The 18,388-nt window shown below is 69.6% G+C and carries 15 protein-coding genes and 1 pseudogene; 6 read left to right on the top strand and 10 right to left on the bottom strand.

Features of this window, described 5'->3' with window-relative positions:
- Positions 1–299: 299 nt before the first annotated feature.
- The 4 genes and pseudogenes from ABZ707_RS29080 to ABZ707_RS29095 form a co-directional block, all read right to left on the bottom strand.
- Entirely contained in the window at positions 300–590 is a 291-nt protein-coding gene (locus ABZ707_RS29080) for a hypothetical protein (protein WP_360180545.1), read from the bottom strand.
- 96 nt (positions 591–686) lie between these two features.
- A pseudogene (locus ABZ707_RS29085) lies at positions 687–761 on the bottom strand (hypothetical protein); the annotation flags it as partial.
- On the bottom strand, positions 758–1,369 hold the full coding sequence (locus ABZ707_RS29090; protein WP_360180547.1) for a ferritin-like protein: 612 nt from the start codon (positions 1,367–1,369) through the stop codon (positions 758–760). The gene ABZ707_RS29090 and the pseudogene ABZ707_RS29085, both read right to left, overlap by 4 nt.
- A 352-nt stretch (positions 1,370–1,721) precedes the next feature.
- Positions 1,722–2,177: a VOC family protein gene (locus ABZ707_RS29095; protein WP_360180549.1), complete on the bottom strand. Its 456-nt coding sequence runs from the start codon at positions 2,175–2,177 to the stop codon at positions 1,722–1,724.
- 409 nt (positions 2,178–2,586) lie between these two features.
- Here ABZ707_RS29095 and ABZ707_RS29100 point away from each other — a divergent pair, with 409 nt between their 5' ends.
- Positions 2,587–3,324, top strand: coding sequence for a class I SAM-dependent methyltransferase (locus tag ABZ707_RS29100; RefSeq protein ID WP_360180551.1), 738 nt, complete (start codon positions 2,587–2,589; stop codon positions 3,322–3,324).
- Between the two features lie 108 nt (positions 3,325–3,432).
- On the opposite strand, the gene meaB is transcribed toward ABZ707_RS29100, so the two are convergent.
- From meaB to ABZ707_RS29115, 3 genes are read right to left on the bottom strand one after another with little or no spacing between them, the layout of a single operon-like run.
- The gene (gene meaB / locus ABZ707_RS29105; RefSeq protein ID WP_360180553.1) at positions 3,433–4,422 is read right to left on the bottom strand and encodes a methylmalonyl Co-A mutase-associated GTPase MeaB; all 990 of its coding nucleotides are present in this window, start codon (positions 4,420–4,422) and stop codon (positions 3,433–3,435) included.
- Positions 4,423–4,426: 4 nt separating this feature from the next.
- Positions 4,427–6,649, bottom strand: coding sequence for a methylmalonyl-CoA mutase (scpA, locus tag ABZ707_RS29110; protein ID WP_360180555.1), 2,223 nt, complete (start codon positions 6,647–6,649; stop codon positions 4,427–4,429).
- On the bottom strand, positions 6,649–8,523 hold the full coding sequence (locus tag ABZ707_RS29115) for a methylmalonyl-CoA mutase family protein (RefSeq protein WP_360180557.1): 1,875 nt from the start codon (positions 8,521–8,523) through the stop codon (positions 6,649–6,651). The genes scpA and ABZ707_RS29115 overlap by 1 nt, the downstream gene beginning before the upstream one ends.
- Positions 8,524–8,909: 386 nt before the next feature.
- Here ABZ707_RS29115 and ABZ707_RS29120 point away from each other — a divergent pair, with 386 nt between their 5' ends.
- Both ABZ707_RS29120 and ABZ707_RS29125 read left to right on the top strand, forming a co-directional pair.
- A complete protein-coding gene (locus tag ABZ707_RS29120; protein ID WP_360180559.1) occupies positions 8,910–9,782 on the top strand; it encodes an undecaprenyl-diphosphate phosphatase in 873 nt (290 codons plus the stop codon).
- Between the two features lie 175 nt (positions 9,783–9,957).
- Positions 9,958–10,122: a hypothetical protein gene (locus tag ABZ707_RS29125; protein WP_360180561.1), complete on the top strand. Its 165-nt coding sequence runs from the start codon at positions 9,958–9,960 to the stop codon at positions 10,120–10,122.
- A gap of 32 nt (positions 10,123–10,154) precedes the next feature.
- Here ABZ707_RS29125 and ABZ707_RS29130 read toward each other — a convergent pair whose 3' ends face one another.
- The 3 genes from ABZ707_RS29130 to ABZ707_RS29140 form a co-directional block, all read right to left on the bottom strand.
- Positions 10,155–11,138, bottom strand: coding sequence for an aldo/keto reductase (locus ABZ707_RS29130; protein ID WP_360180563.1), 984 nt, complete (start codon positions 11,136–11,138; stop codon positions 10,155–10,157).
- A complete protein-coding gene (locus ABZ707_RS29135) occupies positions 11,135–11,968 on the bottom strand; it encodes an amidohydrolase family protein (RefSeq protein ID WP_360180565.1) in 834 nt (277 codons plus the stop codon). The genes ABZ707_RS29130 and ABZ707_RS29135 overlap by 4 nt, the downstream gene beginning before the upstream one ends.
- Positions 11,969–12,077: 109 nt before the next feature.
- Entirely contained in the window at positions 12,078–12,401 is a 324-nt protein-coding gene (locus ABZ707_RS29140) for an L-rhamnose mutarotase (protein WP_360180567.1), read from the bottom strand.
- A 455-nt stretch (positions 12,402–12,856) separates the two neighbouring features.
- Between ABZ707_RS29140 and ABZ707_RS29145 the strand changes: the two genes are divergently transcribed.
- From ABZ707_RS29145 to ABZ707_RS29155, 3 genes are all read left to right on the top strand, one after another.
- Complete coding sequence (locus tag ABZ707_RS29145; protein ID WP_360180569.1) at positions 12,857–13,705, top strand: FCD domain-containing protein; 849 nt, start codon at positions 12,857–12,859, stop codon at positions 13,703–13,705.
- Between the two features lie 164 nt (positions 13,706–13,869).
- Complete coding sequence (locus ABZ707_RS29150; protein WP_360180571.1) at positions 13,870–17,136, top strand: discoidin domain-containing protein; 3,267 nt, start codon at positions 13,870–13,872, stop codon at positions 17,134–17,136.
- Positions 17,137–17,263: 127 nt separating this feature from the next.
- Positions 17,264–18,361, top strand: coding sequence for an enolase C-terminal domain-like protein (locus tag ABZ707_RS29155; RefSeq protein WP_360180573.1), 1,098 nt, complete (start codon positions 17,264–17,266; stop codon positions 18,359–18,361).
- The last annotated feature ends 27 nt before the right edge of the window (positions 18,362–18,388 follow it).

Raw genomic sequence — 18,388 nt, forward strand, 5'->3', positions numbered from 1 at the left:
GCGAAAGGGCAGCCACTTCCTTGCCTTCCTCGGCCTCGCCGCAGCCCTCACCTGCTACAAAAGACTCGCGAAGCTCGCCACGTGAGACATCCTCTTAGTTCTGTCCCGTAATCCCCGGCGGGCGCGCGATGACAGCTACGGCGCCTCGCCGCGTTCCCGGAGCGCCCGAATACATCCCGTATGCGAGCGCCCCTCCGACGCGCGACGCACCGCATCCGACGCCGCGCGCTGATCCACCAGGAAGTACGGGACAGCCCTTACTGTCGAAACACAGCAAGAGGGGAGGCGCGTTGAGCCCTTCAGGAGCGGCCTTCGGGTCCGACGTACTCAAAGGTCGGGCCTGCCGTTGTGCCCTCGCCGTCAGGCATCTGCATCAGGCTCTGAGCCTGCGCCTTGAGCGCGTACATCGTGCCCGTGGCGGCCCCGAGCATGTTCGGACTTCCGTTGAATGCCTGCTCCAGTTGCTGTAGCAACACGCAGTATGTCCGGTTGCACTCCTCCTGGGCAGTTCGGATCGGACTGCCTTGAGGGTGGTCTGCCAGCAGCGGATTGGGGCGCATCGGCAGGACACCGGAGAGGTCGATTGCCACGGCTTCACCCGTTGGACCCGACTGCGGCGTGTCCCCGCGCAGGTATCGCCGACCGAGCTTGAGTTCCTGGAATCGGTAGTAGTGCGAAACCTCGTCACGGTCCGGGTGAAAGATGTCGTGGTCGCCGTCCCAGACTTCGCCCCGTGCCGTTCCCTCGCCCTGTTCGACTATTCCTCCAGCGCGGCCAGTGCCGAGCGGAGATCAGTGACCGCGGCGAGATGTCCGCCGGTGTGGGCGAAGGGGCCGCCTGTCACTTGTCGAGCCGCGTCCCCACTGAAGACCTCCTGCTCACCGAGTTCAGTGGACAAGTGGTGCAGCCCCTGTTCGATCGCGTCATAGAACTGACCGATCGTCTTGTAGTTGTCGCCCTCGGCCGGAGCGCCGGGCAGCGCCGGCTGTTCGAGGCGGAGGAACATCTCAAGCGCCTCTTTCCCGAAGGGAACCAGCGACAGTCGCAGGGAGCGGTCGCCGTGAGGCAGAGGCCGCGGATGAGGCCGCAGCAGGGTCGTCGGGTTCAGGCGCGGCCGTCCGCCGACAGCGTTGAGGAGATTCGCCGCCAGCGCCAGATGGATCATCTCCTCAACGAAGACACCACCCAGTGCTTGGGCGGCATCCGGGTTCCGCGACGGGTCGAGAGAGTAGAGGGCGCAGAGATACGGCGGCAGAGTGGCGTGTTCCAGTTCGATCGCCCATTGGAGGTGCTCGCGGAGACTTTCGAGCGTGGTGATTCGCGCTGTCGCGGGCGTGTGGCCGGACTGAAGGTCGTGTCGCTCATTCACAGTTGTTCCCCATTCGGATGTGGAGTGGTTGAGTGCGGTGATCCCGGAAGCGTCCTGTTGTTTTCCCAACTCGGTCAGGACGTCGCGGTGTCAACCGGTGGGATGGGTCCGCCGGCAGTCGTATCCGGTTCAGTCGCGGAACACCGCGGGCCGGTTGCCGATCTGACCAGTACCGCCGGGTACCCATTGACGCGGCCGAAGGCGCGAATCAGTGGATGCGGTGCGGTTGGGCGTGCCCGCCCCTGCTCCACCCCTCGTGGCGGTCAGAGGTTGGAACTCAAAAGGCCGGCTATCGCGACACGCGGTCGACAAGTAACGCAACGCCCAGTCGAAATGGGAGCGGTCTTGGCGATCACCCCTGGCCCGTGGGCGGTCCGGCCTGGATTCCCCTGATGAGCCCGGTGGACTGACCCACCTCGATGAGATAGCCGTCGGGGTCGCGCAGATAGCAGCGCAGCTCGGACGTGCGGTCAACGGGTTCGGTGAGAAAGTGGGCTCCCCGCGCGACGGCGTGCTCGTAAAAGGCAGCCATGTCGGCCACACGTACATTGAGGAAACTGGACACGCGCTCGCTGCTCCGGGGCGCTTCCAAGGTGACTCCCGGCTTGTCAGGCGTGGGCCCGCCGCCGGGATTCATGATGATCCAGCTGTTGGCGACCTTCACGATCGCCGGATTCTCCTCCATCACGACCTCGCCGCTGAAGACGTCGGCGTAGAAGCGCCGGGAAACGGTCACGTCGCGCACGGTCAGGAAGTGCGTGAGGAGGAGGCCATTCTCGGGTGCGGGGAGGTCACCATGGGGTGTCATCGTTCGTCATTCCTCGACTGCGTCAGGTGGTCATGGATCAAGATCAGGGCGATATGCCTGCCCGTCAGGGCGCGGCGCTCGCATGGGATAGGGCAGTTGCCGCGGCCGGGGCGGTACTCTGCCGCCCTATAGACCGAGCGCGTCGCCGTTCTGTGACATGCGGGCGAAAGCACTCAGTGACCCAGCTCTCTTACGTTCACACCTGCGAAGCGCCGTCAGCCCGTCCTCGCGGGACCGCCAGGAAGCGAGGCTGTGACCGCGACGCGCGAGCGGGGTCCATCAGCCGCTGCGGGCGATCAGGGCCACGTCGGACAGGGCGCTTGAAACACCGGAGGAAGCGAGCTGCTGTCACAAATACATCGCTCGGCCTGTCTTGCTGAATATGCTCAACGTCATATCCAGAACATCAATGACCGCGTCGGCGCAGCATGACGCGTATGCCGTCAGCGCCGAGTTCTACGACATCCTGCAGGCGCAGGAGGACGAGACAGAGGTGCAGCGCCTGTACGGCCACGACGTCGCGAAAGCACGTCTCGGGGTGCTTGATGTCGGCGCCGGAACCGGACGGGTCACAGTGATGAGCCTTCTGCGCTCGGGCGCTGACGTGCACTCCGTGGAGCCGGCACGCGCCATGCGCGCCGCCTTGATGACGCGCCTCGCGTCCTTGCCTGCCGAGCTGAGGGCACGAGTCACTGTGCACCCCGAGAAACTTGATGAGGCGGAGCTGCGTGACGTCGCAGACGTAGCAATCTGCCACAACACGATCGCCTGTCTGGCACCCGCCGCACGCCGCGCCCTGTGGCCGGCACTCGCCCAGGCGCTCGTTCCCGATGGCTCACTGCTTCTTCAGCTGCCGCCCGCTCACCTTCCCGCTCAGGAAACCGTGCGTGTTTTCGCGAAACAGTGGGTTGGGCAGCACGAGTACGGAGGACGGATGGTGATGTCGGTCGAGGCGGGCAGGATCCGCACACGATGCGACTACTGGGTACGAGGCTCGGCGGGGGGGCTGCGTGAGCACACCGAAACCTTTTGGCTGTGGCCGGCCTCTCGCATCGAAATGATCAGCGAACTGGCGGAGCACGGGTTTGTTTTGCGACCCGCCCGGGACGATCCGGCCGTCGTCGCTATGACTCTTGTCCGCAGGTGAGGAGCTTCTGAGCACCTCACCGCGCATCATGGCCCGGGCGCTCCACCGTGAGCAGAGGCATGGGGACGCCCCCGCCGTACGGCATCCCCACAGCCCCGCACCCCCCCGTCAGTCCGGCGAGGACATCGCCTCAATGATCCGCTCCGCCGCCAGCGTCGCCGTCAGCGTGCCCTCCCGTACCTGCTGTTCGAGCACCGGCGCCACCTCCCGTACACCGGGATGCTCGCGCAGCCGGTCCAGGAGGTGGTCGCGGACCATCGACCAGGTCCAGTCGACCTGCTGGTCGCGACGCTTCCGCGCCAGCCGTCCGTCGGCCCCGAGCACCGCGCGGTGCTGTTCGAGCCGCTCCCACACGACGTCCAGACCGGTGCCCTCCCGGGCACTGCAGCTCAGTACCGGCGGTGTCCAGGCCGCGTCCGCCGGATGCATCAGCCGGAGCGCTCCGGCGAGTTCACGCGCGGCGGAGCGGGCGTCGCGCTCGTGCGGGCCGTCGGCCTTGTTGACCGCGATGACGTCCGCCAGCTCCAGGACGCCCTTCTTGATGCCCTGGAGCTGATCGCCCGTGCGGGCGAGGCTGAGCAGCAGGAAGGAGTCGACCATATGGGCGACGGCGGTCTCGGACTGGCCGACTCCGACCGTCTCGACGAGCACCACGTCGTAGCCCGCCGCCTCCATCACGACGATCGTCTCCCGGGTCGCCTTGGCGACCCCGCCCAGCGTGCCCGCCGTGGGCGAGGGACGGACGAACGCCGCCGGGTCCACGGCCAGCCGCTCCATCCGGGTCTTGTCTCCCAGGATGGAGCCGCCGGTCCTGCTGGAGGACGGGTCGACGGCGAGCACCGCGACCCGGTGGCCGAGGCCGGTGAGCAGCGTCCCGAGCGCGTCGATGAAGGTGGACTTGCCGACGCCGGGGACCCCGCTGATACCGATCCGGCGGGCCTTGCCGGAGTGCGGCAGCAGTTCGGTCAGCAGTCGCTGGGCGAGCGCCCGGTGGTCGGGCCTGGTGGACTCCACGAGGGTGACGGCACGGGCGACGTACGAACGGGAGCCGTCCAGGACACCCTTGGTGTAGCTGTCGATGTCGATCCGGGGCGGCACGCGCTCACCGCTCGGGGCCGGAAGCGGCGGGCTCGTGCCCGAGGGCGGCCGCCAGCGACGTCAGCAGATCGTGCGCGGCGTCCGGGATCACCGTGCCGGGCGGGAAGACCGCGGCGGCTCCCGCGCGGCGCAGCTCCTCGATGTCCTGGGGCGGGATCACCCCGCCGACGACGATCATGATGTCCTCCCGGCCCTCCGCGGCGAGCTCCTCACGCAGCGCCGGGACAAGGGTGAGGTGCCCGGCGGCCAGCGAGGAGACGCCCACGATGTGGACATCCGCCTCGACCGCCTGCCGCGCGACCTCACCGGGCGTCTGGAACAGCGGGCCGACGTCGACGTCGAAGCCCAGGTCGGCGAAGGCCGTCGCGATCACCTTCTGGCCGCGGTCATGGCCGTCCTGGCCCATCTTGGCGACCAGGATGCGGGGGCGGCGGCCCTCGGCCTGTTCGAAGGCGTCGACCGCGGCGCGGGTGCGCTCCACGGACGGGGAAGTGCCTGCCTCGTTCCGGTACACACCGGAGATCGTACGGATCTGCCCCGAGTGGCGCCCGTACACCTTCTCCAGGGCTTCGGAGATCTCCCCGACGGTCGCCTTCGCACGGGCCGCGTTCACCGCGAGAGCGAGCAGATTGCCGTCACCTCCCGACGAGGAGCCGGCCCGCGCCGCGGCGGTGAGCGCGCGCAGCGAGTCCTGGCAGGCGCTCTCGTCGCGTTCGGCCCGGAGCCGGCGCAGTTTCTCGATCTGCTGGGCGCGCACCGAGGAGTTGTCGACCTTGAGCACCTCGATCCGCTCGTCGGTCTCCACCAGGTACTTGTTGACGCCGATGACGGGCTGGCGCCCCGAGTCGATCCTGGCCTGGGTACGGGCCGCGGCCTCCTCGACGCGGAGTTTGGGGATACCGGCGTCAATGGCCTGCGCCATCCCGCCGGCCGCCTCGACCTCCTCGATGTGCTTCCAGGCGCGGCGCGCGAGATCGTGGGTCAGTTTCTCGACATAGGCGCTGCCACCCCACGGGTCGATCACCCGGCCGGTCCCGGACTCCTGCTGGAGCAGAAGCTGTGTGTTGCGGGCGATCCGGGCGGAGAAGTCGGTGGGCAGGGCCAGCGCCTCGTCCAGCGCGTTGGTGTGCAGCGACTGGGTGTGGCCCTGGGTGGCGGCCATCGCCTCCACACAGGTGCGGGTGACGTTGTTGAAGACGTCCTGCGCGGTGAGCGACCAGCCGGAGGTCTGCGAATGGGTGCGCAGCGAAAGCGACTTGGGGTTCTTCGGGTCGAACTGCTTGACCAGCCTGGCCCAGAGCAGCCGGGCCGCCCGCAACTTGGCGATCTCCATGAAGAAGTTCATGCCGATGGCCCAGAAGAAGGAGAGCCGGGGCGCGAACGCGTCCACGTCGAGGCCGACACCGAGGCCGGCGCGCAGATATTCCACCCCGTCGGCGAGGGTGTAGGCCAGTTCGAGATCGGCCGTCGCGCCGGCTTCCTGGATGTGATAGCCCGAGATGGAGATGGAGTTGTAACGCGGCATCTTCTGCGAGGTGTACTCGAAGATGTCGGAGATGATCCGCATGGATGGTTTCGGCGGATAGATATAGGTGTTGCGGACCATGAACTCTTTGAGGATGTCGTTCTGGATGGTCCCGGCCAGCTTCTCGGGCGGTACGCCCTGTTCCTCGGCGGCGACGATGTACAGGGCGAGAACGGGCAGCACCGCGCCGTTCATCGTCATCGACACGCTCATCCGGTCGAGCGGGATGCCGTCGAAGAGCTGACGCATGTCATAGATCGAGTCGATGGCGACACCGGCCATGCCGACATCGCCCGTCACCCGTGGATGGTCGCTGTCGTAGCCGCGGTGGGTCGGCAGGTCGAAGGCGACGGACAGGCCCTTCTGCCCGGCGGCGAGGTTGCGCCGGTAGAAGGCGTTGGACTCCTCGGCGGTGGAGAATCCCGCGTACTGCCGGATGGTCCAGGGCTGGTTGACGTACATCGTGGGATACGGGCCGCGCAGATACGGCGCGATGCCCGGGTAGGTGGCGAGGAAGTCCAGCCCCGCCAGGTCCCGCTCGGTGTAGAGGGGTTTGACGGCGATGCCCTCCGGGGTGTCCCAGTCGAGCGCGCCGCCGGCCTTGCCGGTGCGCTCCTCGACTGCCGTACGCCACTGGTCCTCGGTGACCTCGGCGCCTTCGCCGGGGCCGAGGTCGATCTCGGAGAAGTCCGGGATCCGCATCACGCCACTCCCATCCTGTCGAGGACGGAGGTGAGGACGGCGACCGCGTCGTCTCCCGCCGCCACGAATTCGTCGACTCCGGCCCGTAGCCAGGTCTCGCGGTGCTCGCCCGGACGGCCGGCGAGGAACACCCGTCGCGCGCCGGCGGACTTGAGGGTTTCGGCCACGGGGCCGGCCTGCTCCGCGTAGAGCGCGTCGCTGGAGCAGAGGCAGGCGATGTCGGCCCCGCTGCGGGTGAACGCTCCGGCGGCCGTGCCCGCGTCGACGGACACGGGGTCATGGACCGGCTCGATCCCGCCCGCCTGGAAGAGGCCGGCGGCGAAGGCGGCGCGCGCCGTGTGCGCGGCGGCCGGTCCCAGCGCGGCCAGGAAGACCCGTGGCCGGGCGCCGGTGGTGGCGAGATGGGCGTCGGAGCGGGCCCGCAGCGCCTCGAACGCCTCGTCGCGGCGGACCACGGGCAGCCCGCCGCCGGGTGGCGCGGGCGCAGGGTCGCGCTCCACCGGGGGCTGCGAGAGCTGCGGGAACTCACTGACGCCCGTGATGGACTCGCGCCGCCTGGCCAGCCGACCGGACCGGCTCTCCCAGGTGGCGGCGATCCGTTCGCCGATCAGCCCGCCGCGCAGCGCGGCCCGCTGGCCTCCCGCGCGCTCGATCTCCTGGAACCACGCCCAGGCCGCGTGGGCCAGTTCGTCCGTGAGCCGCTCCACGTACCAGGAGCCGCCCGCCGGGTCGATGACCCGGCCCAGGTGGGACTCCTCCAGCAGGATCGTCGAGGTGTTGCGGGCGATCCGGCCGGCGAAGGCGTCGGGCAGTCCGAGTGCGTGGTCGAAGGGCAGTACGGTCACGGCGTCGGCGCCGCCCACCCCGGCGGCGAGTGCGGCGACCGTCGTGCGCAGCATGTTCACCCAGGGGTCACGGCGGGTCATCATCACCGGCGAGGTCACCGCGTGCTGGCGCTGCGCGCCGGCGGAACCGGCGCCGCAGACCTGCGCGACCCGGGCCCACAGCCGGCGCGCGGCGCGGAGTTTCGCGATCGTCAGGAACTGGTCGGCGGTGGCCGCGTACCGGAACTCGAGCTGTCCGCAGGCCGCTTCGGCCGAGAGGCCGGCGGCGGTGAGGTCGCGCAGCCAGCCCACGCCGGTGGCGAGCGAGCAGCCCAGCTCCTGGGCGTCGGAGGCGCCGGCCTCGTGATAGGGCAGCGCGTCCACGGCGATGGCGCGCAGCCCCGGGTAGTCCCGGTGGCAGAGCGCGGCCAGTTCCGCCGCCTCGCCGGTGTGGGTGTCCGTCTCGCGTCCGGTGCGGGCGAGTTGGCCGACGGGGTCGGCGCCGAGGGTGCCCCGCGCCTCGCGGCGGGCGACCCCGCGCTCGTCGTACAGCCGCAGCAACTCCCGTGCGGCGGGGTCGAACTGGTCGCCCGCGTCGAGCGCGATCGGAGCCAGTTCGAGATAGACACCGTCAAGTGCCTTGGCCAGCGAGGACACCGGCACCCCGGCGGCCCCCACCACCAGCCACAGCGAGGTGACGCCGTTCGCCAGGTCGGCCAGTATCGATTCGTTGGTGTCGGCCGGATCGGGCCGCGCGTGACGCTGGCGTACGTCCCAGCCGGAGACGGTGCCGCCCTCCGGCCTGCCGCCCCGGGTGAAGGGCGCGAATCCGGGATGACCGCCCTGCCCGGGAGCGTCCTCGGCGGTGTACAGGGGGCGGGTGGTGAGGCCGTCCTGGAGTGGGGTGGAGAGCGCGTCTTCGGCCGCCGGCCCCGAGACGTCCCGACCCGATTTGCGCAGGACGCCTGCCACCAGGCTCTGCCACTGCTCGCGGGTCGCGTCGGGGAACTCGGCGGCCAGGGGGAGCCCGTCGTCGGGCAGGACCGTCATGCCCCGGATTTTAGGGCAGCCCGCCGAACGAGCATCAGGCCACGCCCATGTGACCTTGCCCTCTCAGGGCGCTCCGGTTCCGGGGTGTCCATCATGCGCCGTGCCCGCGGCGACCGGAAGAGGGCGGGGGGCTGCCGTGGGCGGTGAACCCGCAGACGCTACGCTGCCTCCCGTACGGCACGTGATCGCCACCGCCTGCGCCTGGACGGGATCACTGGACATGTCACCGGCCTCAATGGGCCACGTCAGTGAAGAGCCGGCGTGAGCAGGAGCACACAACCATCCATATGATCGAACCCGCGCATCGCCCGTCAGCCCTCAGTCCGCCACTGCGCCGCGGTTCCACCGGCCAGTGCACGATCATTCCTTGGATGGCGTAGTACCTCATGTCTTGGTTCGAATCTTTCATTCTCGGGCTCGTTCAGGGGCTGACCGAGTTCCTGCCCATTTCCTCCAGCGCGCATCTGCGCCTGACCGCGGCGTTCGCCGGCTGGCACGACCCGGGTGCGGCGTTCACCGCGATCACCCAGATCGGTACGGAAGCAGCCGTCCTGATCTATTTCCGCAAGGACATCGCCCGGATCGTCTCGGCGTGGTTCCGCTCGCTGACGAACAAGGCGATGCGCAGTGATCACGACGCCCAGATGGGCTGGCTGGTCATTGTGGGCTCGATCCCGATCGGTGTCCTCGGCATCACCTTCAAGGACCAGATCGAGGGCCCGTTCCGCGACCTGCGTCTGATCGCGGTCACGCTGATAGTCATGGGCGTCGTGCTGGGTGTGGCCGACCGTCTCGCGGCCCGCGACGAGACCGGCGGCAAACACCGCGCCGTCAAGGTGCGCAAGTCGCTCCAGGAACTGGGCGTCAGGGACGGTCTGATCTTCGGTTTCTGCCAGGCGCTGGCCCTGGTGCCGGGTGTCTCCCGGTCGGGCGCCACCATCAGCGGCGGTCTGCTGATGGGGTACACCCGTGAGGCGGCCGCGCGCTACTCGTTCCTGCTGGCGGTGCCCGCGGTGCTCGCGTCGGGCGCCTTCGAGCTGAAGGACGCGGGCGAGGGCCATGTGTCGTGGGGCCCGACCATCTTCGCGACGGTCATCGCGTTCGCGGTGGGATACGCGGTCATCGCGTGGTTCATGAAGTTCATCACCACCAAGAGCTTCATGCCGTTTGTGATCTACCGGCTCCTGCTCGGTATCGCCCTGTTCGTCCTGATCGGCACGGACACGCTGAGCCCGCACGCGGGCGAGTCGGCCGGCTGAGCGGGGAGACAAGCACACGATCACAGCCGCGGAGGACGGATCCGGGCCTCCGCGGCTTGATCATCTCCCATTCATCTCCCATTTCTCTCCCTCGGGACACCACGGACGACGAGTGTGAGCAAGGACGCGCTCGGATCGGTGTTCGGGCGCCCACCCCTGCCCGTAGGCTTGTCATATGACTTCCGCATCCGCATCTTCGGCCTCCGGTGCCGTCGCCGCCAACGAGCGGATCCGTGCGCTCGTCGACGCGGCCGACGGGACCTGGCCCGCTGAGGCGTACGAGGTTCTGCTGCTGGAATGGGCCGCGGCGCTGCGCGACGGCGTCGACGAAGCCGCCTGACGGGCCGTCGGCCCGCCCGGTGAAGACCCCTGCTATCGGCCCTTCTCCTCGGGCGCTCGGGCAGCCGCGTCGAGGTCCGGCCACAGAGCGTCGGGCAGTTCTTCGCCGGCCCAGCGGGCGGCGGTCATGACCTCGTGGGGGGCGCGGAAACCCGCGACCACGCCGGTCACGACGGGATCGCGCAGCGGAAAGCGGACAGCGGCGTGCGGCAGGACGGTGCCGTGCCGAACACAGACGTCGGCGAGACGCCGGGCCCGGCTCAGCACCGCGCCGGAGGCGGGACCGTAGTCGAAGAAGGCGTCATCGGCGGGGCGGGGGCGGCTGAGCAGACCCGAGTTGAACGGCGCCGCGGCGATCACCGAGACCCCCCGGCGCGCGCACGCCTCCAGCAGCGGACGGGCGGTGCGGTCGATCAGTGTCCATCGGCCGGCCGTCATCACGGTGTCCACATCGGCTTCGGCGACGACCCGCAGCAGCGGCGCCACGGTGTTCGTGCCGACGCCGACGGCGCCGATGACGCCCTGGTCGCGGAGGTCCACCAGGGCCGGCAGCGCCTGGTCGACGGCCGCGTCCAGATGGTCGTCGGGGTCGTGGACATAAACGATGTCCACCCGGTCCAGGCCCAGCCGGGTCAGGCTGGAATCGAGGCTTCGCAGGACGCCGTCACGCGAGAAGTCGGGACGGCGGATCAGTGTGTCCGGCACGGCGAAGCCACCCGCGGCCAGGTCCGACCCGGTGGGCGCGGGGTGGGGTGCCAGCAGGCGGCCGACCTTGGTGGAGACGGTGTACTCCGACCGGGGCCGCTGGGCGAGGGCCGCGCCGAGCCGCCGTTCTGAGAGTCCGAGGCCGTAGTGCGGCGCGGTGTCGTAGTAACGCACACCGGCGTCCCAGGCGGCGTCGACCGTGGCCCGCGCCTGGTCGTCGTCGAGCGGGGTGTAGAGATTGCCGAGGGGGGCGGCGCCGAATCCCAGGGAGCTGACGCGGACGCGCGTACGGCCGAGCCGGCGGCCCGTCATACGGGGATCCCGTACCAGCGTGCGGCCGTCGTGCCGAAGACCGCCTCGCGCTCGCCGGCGCTCAGGTCGCCGGTGAGGGCCTCGGCGACGGCCAGGACGTCGTCGTACTCCGCCGCGAGCAGGCAGACGGGCCAGTCCGAGCCGTACATGAGGCGGTGCGGGCCCACCGTCGTGAGGAGTACGTCCGCGTAGGCGCGCAGGGCGGGGACGGGGGCGGGCCCGGTGCGGGTGACCAGGCCGGAGAGTTTTACGGCGACGTTGGGGCAGCCGGCGAGTTCGGTCAGCAGTGACGTCCAGGGCTCCAGGCCGTCCCCGCCGATGACCGGGTTGCCCGCGTGGTCCAGGACGAAGCGGACGCCGGGCAGTTCGCGTACGGTCCTGACGGCGGCGGGCAGTTGGTCGGGCCGGACGAGCAGGTCGTAGACGAGGCCCGCGGCGCCGACCGCCTCGATACCGCGCCGGACCTCGGGGCGCGCGGTCCAGTCCGGGTCGGGCTCGTCCTGGACCCCGTGCCGGATGCCGACGAGCGCGGAACCGCCGGGCCCCTCGCGCAGTTCCGCCAGGCGGTCCGCGATGCCGGGGTCGGTCAGGCTCGTCCAGCCGACGACCGCTCGGACATGCGGGTCCCCGGATGCCAGGGCGAGCAGCTCCGGTGTTTCCTCCGGCACGGGCATGGCCGCCACGACGACGGTCGCGTCGATGGCGTGCCGGTCGAGCGCCGGCCGCAGTTCGCCCGCGGTGAAGGTCCGGCGCAGGACGGGGATGTCGCGGGTCCATGGCTGGTCGCGTACCGCGAGGTCCCAGAGATGGTGGTGAGCGTCGATACGCACCGTTGATCCTTATGGCTCAGTGAATGGTTTTCCGGACGGTGGCACGCGCCTTCCGTCCGTGCCGGGCGCCGTTCTCACACGGTCGCCGCCATGGCCCCGGCGGGCTGCCTCAGTCGAGGTGGAAGATCTCCTCGGCGGGGGCCCACCACTCCCCCTCGGACGCGCTGTCCAGCGGCTGCTGGCACGGGTCGGTCATCGCCCACCACTCGCGTGAGACCGGGTCGGCCGCGATCAGCGCGGTGTCGGACGCGTAGTCCGTTCCCGTGTACTCCAGGTAGCTGAACAGCAGGCCGTCCCGGAGAAAGATGGAGTAGTTGCCGATGTTGGCCCGCTTGAGGGCCATGAGCACGCCCGGCCAGGCGGCGGCGTGCAGTTCGCGGTACTCCGACTCCTTCTCGGGCCGCAGCCGGATCACGGCGGCGAAGCGCTGCACCGCTCAGCCCTCCTTCGCCGGTGGCAGCCCGCCGGCGATCAGGGGGTGTCCGGCTCCGGCCGGGTCGTGCGCTGCCAGTCTCATAGCGGTCTCTCCCAGGGGGTGCGCGCTCGGAAATCCCACCGCGTGGCGCACCGGCGGGCCGTCCGGCCCCGCGCTCCTGCCGCGGCTCACGCCGGAGGCGGATTCTGGTGGCGACTATGCCGGGCGCCCGTCCCGGCGCCGCCGCACTTCCCCACAAAGGATCTGCTTCATCCGACAGGCAGGACCATAAGGATCAGATCCCTTCCGCGCAATACTTCGGGGTTGGATATCCCTTTTGCCATATTGCGAGCGGTAACGAGGGGGTGCCTGGACGAAGTTTCATCCGGGCTCTTCTCAACGCGTAACGCGGATGTCATAGTTGCCCCGCCGATGAACCTGATTAATTCGAACGCATACGAGGGGGGTACGCCGTGGCAGCTCCATCACAGGTCCCTGGCGGAGGGGACGACGACGCGTCGAGTCGCTACCGGCCCGGTTACGAGCTGGTCGCCGAGCAGCTCCTGAACTACATCGCCGAGCAGAATCTGCGGTCCGGCGACCGGCTGCCCACCGAACAGGGGCTGGCCCAGATCCTGGGCGCCTCCCGCAATGTCACCCGCGAGGCGGTGAAGGTGCTGGCCGCCATCGGCCGGCTGAGCGTGCGGCGCGGCGCGGGCATCTTCGTCGCCGACTCGGCCGGCGGGCTGGTGGACGATCAGCTCTCGCACTTCCGGCCCACCAGCATGGAAGACGTCCTGATGCTCCTGGACTACCGGACCGTGATCGAGTCGGAGACGGCGCGCCGCGCCGCCTCCCTCGCCACGCCGATCGAGGTCAGGGCCATCCGGGAGTGCGCCGAGACATCCCTGGTGGCGGCCAGGGCGGGCGACGGCTACGGCTTCGCCAAGGCCGACACCGCGTTCCACGACGCGGTGGGCGCCGCCGCGCACAATGTGTTTCTGAGGTCGAGCGTCGCCGGTGTGCGGCGCCTGGCGTCACAGTCGGATGTGCTGCTCTTCCACGGTGACGCGCCCGGGTCCCTGGAAGTTGCGGCGGCACAGCACCTCGCCATAGCCGAGGCGGTCGCCGCGGGGGAGGCCGCTCTCGCCGGGGAGCTGATGGTGGAACACATCGCCACCACGCAGAGCCAGTTCGAACGAAAGATCCGCGACAGGCTGTTCAACCTCGACTCCCGCGGCGCCTCCGGCGCACCCGCGCGGCCGTCGAAACCGACCGGTGTCGCGGACGGTCCGCTGTCGGCGGAGACGTCCGCCTCGTAGGGCGCCCCCCAGGGCGGAAAACACGCCCCGGGGTGTCACACCACCGCACGGCTCGCGGACCGAGCCGCCCAACGCCAGAGGGACCCGGAGGACGACCGGGTTCCCCGACGTCACTTCATTCAGGCGATTGGATTTCCGTGTCTGTACCGTCTGCCCGTAAAGGCATGTTCATACCGCTCCGAAGAGCGCTGGTAGCCGCCCTGTCCCTGGCCGCGGCCGCGGCGCCGCTGGCCGCCGTACCGGCCCAGGCGTCCCCGTCGCGCGCACCGGGCCTGGACGTCTATGTCTCACCGTCCGGCCGGGACTCCGGCTCCGGCACCGCCGCGCGTCCGTTCAAGACGCTGGAACACGCACGGGACTATGTGCGTGAGGCCGGGAAGAGGGTCCGCGGTGATGTCCGTGTACGGCTGATGTCCGGTACGTACCAGCTCAGCCGTACCTTCAGTCTCACCGCCCAGGACTCCGGCCGGGACGGCCACCAGGTCGTCTACGAGGCCGCGCCCGGCGCGCACCCGGTGATCAGCGGCGGCAGGCAGATCACCGGGTGGACCCCGGCCGACGCCTCGGGGCGTGTCTACAAGGCCAGGGCCGGTGACCTCGACACCCGGCAGCTCTATGTGAACGGCGAGTTGCAGACCCGGGCGCGCGGCGCGAAGAACCCGCCCGGCTTCAACAAGACGTCCACCGGCTACACCTTCACCGACACCAGCATCAGCGGCTACCAGCGTCCCTCGGACCTGGAGGTCGTCAGCAGCTGGGGCTGGAAGCTCCAGCGCTGCGGTGTGCAGTCCATCTCCGGCAACACGATGACCATGGAACAGCCCTGCTGGCACAACGCACACCTCCAGCAGGGCCAGGAGATCCAGAATCCGACCTGGCTGGAGAACGCCCGCGAGCTGCTGGACAGCCCCGGTGAGTGGTATCTCGACAGGAGCCGGGGCGAGGTCTACTACATGCCCAAGCCCGGCCAGGACCTGTCCACCGCGACCGTCACGGTGCCGCAGGTGCAGGACCTGGTCGATCTGAACGGCACCAAGGGCCACCCGGTCGCCAACGTGTCCTTCCAGGGCATCACCTTCTCCTACTCGACCTGGCTCGCGCCCAGTTCGCCCGACGGCCTCATCGAGGGCCAGGCGGGCTTCCGGATGGTCGGCGAGGGCAACCCCGACTTCGACTCCACCCGGCTGAAGTGGCAGAAGACGCCAGGCGCGGTCAATGTGAGCTACGGCCACAACGTCGGCTTCCGGGACAACACCTTCACCCACCTCGGCGCGGTCGGCCTGAATCTGAACACCGGCACCCAGTCCGCCGCCATCACGGGCAACGTCTTCCGCCAGATCGCCGCCACCGGCATCCAGATCGGCGGCACCGATGTGATCGACGCCCACCCCGACGACCCGCGCGACATCACCAAGGACGTCACGGTCGACAACAACGTCGTGACCAAGGTCGCCGACCAGTACAACGGCTCCCTGGGCATCCTGGCCGGTTACACCGACCACACGGTGATCACCCACAACAAGGTCTACGACCTGCCCTACAGCGGTATCTCCGTGGGCTGGGGCTGGGGTCTGACCGACAAGGGCGGCGACACCAACTACCCGGGCAACTCCGGCGTACCGGTCTGGGACACCGACACCACCAGCCGGGACAACATCGTCACGCACAACGAGATCTCCGACATCATGAAGTCGCAGGCCGACGGCGGCGCCATCTACACACTCAGCACCAACCCCGGCGGGCTCGTCGCAGGCAACTACATCCATGGCGTCCCGGAGCCGGCCTACGGTGCCATCTACCACGACGAGGGCAGCCGCTACTGGCGGAACACGGGCAACGCCCTGTGCGACGTGTCGTACCAGTGGATGCTGATGAACCACGGCATGGACATCACCGCCACCGGCAACTTCACCACGCAGCCCGCGTTCACCACCCAGGCCAACAGCACGGGCAACACCGTCACCGGCAACACCACCGTCGGCTCCTGCGACCAGCTCCCGGCCTCGATCGTGAACAACGCCGGCCTCCAGCCGCGCTACCGTCACCTCGACCCGGGCCCGGACGTCACCGACCACAAGGCGCCGACCGCCCCCGGCACTCCGGCCGCGGTCACCGACTTCCCGACCGTGGCGGACCTCGACTGGCCGGCGGCCGACGACAACACGGGCGTCACGGGCTACTCCGTCTACCGCGACGACACGCTCGTCAGCGCCTCCGGAAAGACATCGGTGCGCCTGTCCGGCCTGACCGCGGGCAAGACCTACAGCTTCCGGATCACCGCCCGTGACGCGGCCGGCAACGAGTCCTCGCAGAGCCCGGCGCTGAAGGTCACCATGCCCTCCGGCACCGACCTGGCGCTGAAGAAGCCGGTCACCGCGTCGTCCGACTCGGAGGGCAATGTCCCCGAGAAGGCGGTGGACGGTGACCTGTCCACCCGCTGGGCCCAGGGCCTCGGCCTGCCCGACCCGTCCTGGATCCAGGTGGACCTCGGCGCCCAGTACGACGTGAACGGCGCGATCACCACCTTCGAGAAGAGCAAGGGCTACAAGTACCGCGTCCAGGTGTCACCGGACGAGGTCAACTGGAAGACCCTGGCGGATCACACCTCCGCGAACACCACGGAGATGACCGACTACGCGCACACCGCCGAACCGGTCGCCGGCCGCTTCGTGCGGCTGACGGTCACCGGGACCAGCGGAAACGGCGGCAGTGTCGTCGACTTCCAGGTCTACGGCACCCGCAGCGCGCCCAGCTCGGACACCACGGCGCCCTCGGCCCCCGGACGGCCCGGTGTCAGGCCCCTGCTGCCCGGCCTGCTGGACCTCGACTGGCCGGCCGCCACGGACAACACGGGCGTGACCAGCTACGTCGTCTACCAGGACGGCAAGCGGATCGCCGTCACCGACGCCACGACCCTGCGGGTCTCCGGTCTGACCCCGGAGAAGGAGTACTCCTTCACCGTCGTCGCCCGGGACGCCGCGCTGAACACCTCCGGGCCCAGTGCGGCGGCCGTCGTCACCACTCCGGCCGACAACGACCTGGCGCTGCGCAAGCCCGTCACCGCCTCGTCGTTCTCGGAGGACAACACACCGGAGAAGGCGGTGGACGGTGACCTGTCCACCCGCTGGGCGCAGGGCCTCGGCCTGCCCGACCCGTCCTGGATCCAGGTCGACCTGGGCAAGGACACCAAGATCTCCAGCGTGGTGACCACCTTCGAGAAGCCCAGCGGCTACACCTACCGCCTGGAGTACTCGACCGACGGGAAGACGTGGTCCAGGCTCGACGACCACACGTCAGAGAACACCGTCTCGGCGGCCAACTACTCGTTCGCCGACGAACCCGTCACCGCCCGCCACCTGCGGCTGACCGTCACCGGCTCCAGTTGGAACGGCGGCAGTATCTACGGGCTCCAGGCGTACGGCGACTTCTGACCCGCACGCGCCCGGGGCGTGTCACGAGTCCCGCCCGGCCCCCGGGCGGACGGCGCTCCTGCCGCGACACGCCCCGGGTCCTCACCCGCTCCCGGGCCGGCCCGCCCCCACAGAAATGAAAGCCAGAATGAAGATCACCCATGTCGAAGTACACCGGATCGATGTTCCGGCGGCCAGTCCGCCCTTCCGCTGGAGGGACGGACTGAGCGGAAGCGCTCCGGTGGGCGACGGCGCGGTCCTGCGGATCGGCACCGACGAGGGGGCCGAGGGCGTGGCTCTGTTCGCCAGGCCGGGAGCCTTCACCACCCTGCGGGACCTGGTGGAGCGGGTCTTCCGTGACGAACTGGTCGGGGCCGACCCGTTCCAGCGGGAATGGCTGTGGCACCGGGTGTGGGAGCTGGACCGTATCCACGAACTCCCGCTCCCCACCCTGGGCCTCATCGACACCGCCCTGTGGGACCTGGCCGGCCGTTACCACGGCCAGCCGGTCTGGCGGCTGCTCGGCGGTTTCCGGGAGGCGATCCCCGCGTACGCCTCCACCTCGACGTTCTCCAGCACCGCGGAGTTCCTCGATGTGGCGGACCAGTGCCTGGAACTGGGCTACCGCGGTATCAAACTGCACGCCTGGGGCGACGCCCGCCGTGACGCCGAGCTGTGTCTGGCGCTGCGGGAACACGTCGGTCCCTCGGTCCCGCTCATGTACGACGGATCGGCCGGTTTCGACCTGCCCGACGCGATCCGGCTGGGGCGTGCGCTGTCCGAGGCGGACTACCTCTGGTACGAGGAACCGATGCGCGAGTTCAGCATCTCGGCGTACCAGAAGCTGGCGACGGCCGTGGACATACCACTGCTGGTGGCCGAGACCTCCGACGGAGCGCATATGAACTCCGCGGACTTCATCAGGGCCGGCGCCGCCACGTTCGGGGTGCGGGCCGGCACCACCCTCCGGGGCGGGATCACCGGCGCCATGCGCACCGCACACCTCGCCGACGCCTACCGGCTGCGTGCCGAGGTGCACGGTTCGGACATCCCGAACCACCACCTGTGCATGGCCATCTCCAACACCACCTATTACGAGTCCCTGGTGACCGCGACGAAGGTTGTCCGCGAGCGCCATGTGGACGCTCAGGGTCTGGTGCACGCCCCCACGGGGCCGGGCATTGCCCTCCCGCTCGACTTCGGCTACGGCAGCGCCCTCCAGCCCTTCGTCGAGCAGCCGCGCTGACCGGAGCGGCGGCCGGCCGGCAGCAGT

Source organism: Streptomyces sp. NPDC006923 (assembly GCF_040635655.1).
Classification (GTDB): domain Bacteria; phylum Actinomycetota; class Actinomycetes; order Streptomycetales; family Streptomycetaceae; genus Streptomyces.

Coding starts and splice junctions, on each gene's coding strand:
- ABZ707_RS29100 (WP_360180551.1), top strand. CDS start 2,587: ATGACCGCGTCGGCGCAGCATGACGCGTATGCCGTCAGCGCCGAGTTC.
- ABZ707_RS29125 (WP_360180561.1), top strand. CDS start 9,958: ATGACTTCCGCATCCGCATCTTCGGCCTCCGGTGCCGTCGCCGCCAAC.
- ABZ707_RS29155 (WP_360180573.1), top strand. CDS start 17,264: ATGAAGATCACCCATGTCGAAGTACACCGGATCGATGTTCCGGCGGCC.
- ABZ707_RS29095 (WP_360180549.1), bottom strand. CDS start 2,177: ATGACACCCCATGGTGACCTCCCCGCACCCGAGAATGGCCTCCTCCTC.
- ABZ707_RS29130 (WP_360180563.1), bottom strand. CDS start 11,138: ATGACGGGCCGCCGGCTCGGCCGTACGCGCGTCCGCGTCAGCTCCCTG.
- scpA (WP_360180555.1), bottom strand. CDS start 6,649: ATGCGGATCCCGGACTTCTCCGAGATCGACCTCGGCCCCGGCGAAGGC.
- ABZ707_RS29115 (WP_360180557.1), bottom strand. CDS start 8,523: ATGACGGTCCTGCCCGACGACGGGCTCCCCCTGGCCGCCGAGTTCCCC.
- ABZ707_RS29150 (WP_360180571.1), top strand. CDS start 13,870: ATGTTCATACCGCTCCGAAGAGCGCTGGTAGCCGCCCTGTCCCTGGCC.
- ABZ707_RS29120 (WP_360180559.1), top strand. CDS start 8,910: ATGTCTTGGTTCGAATCTTTCATTCTCGGGCTCGTTCAGGGGCTGACC.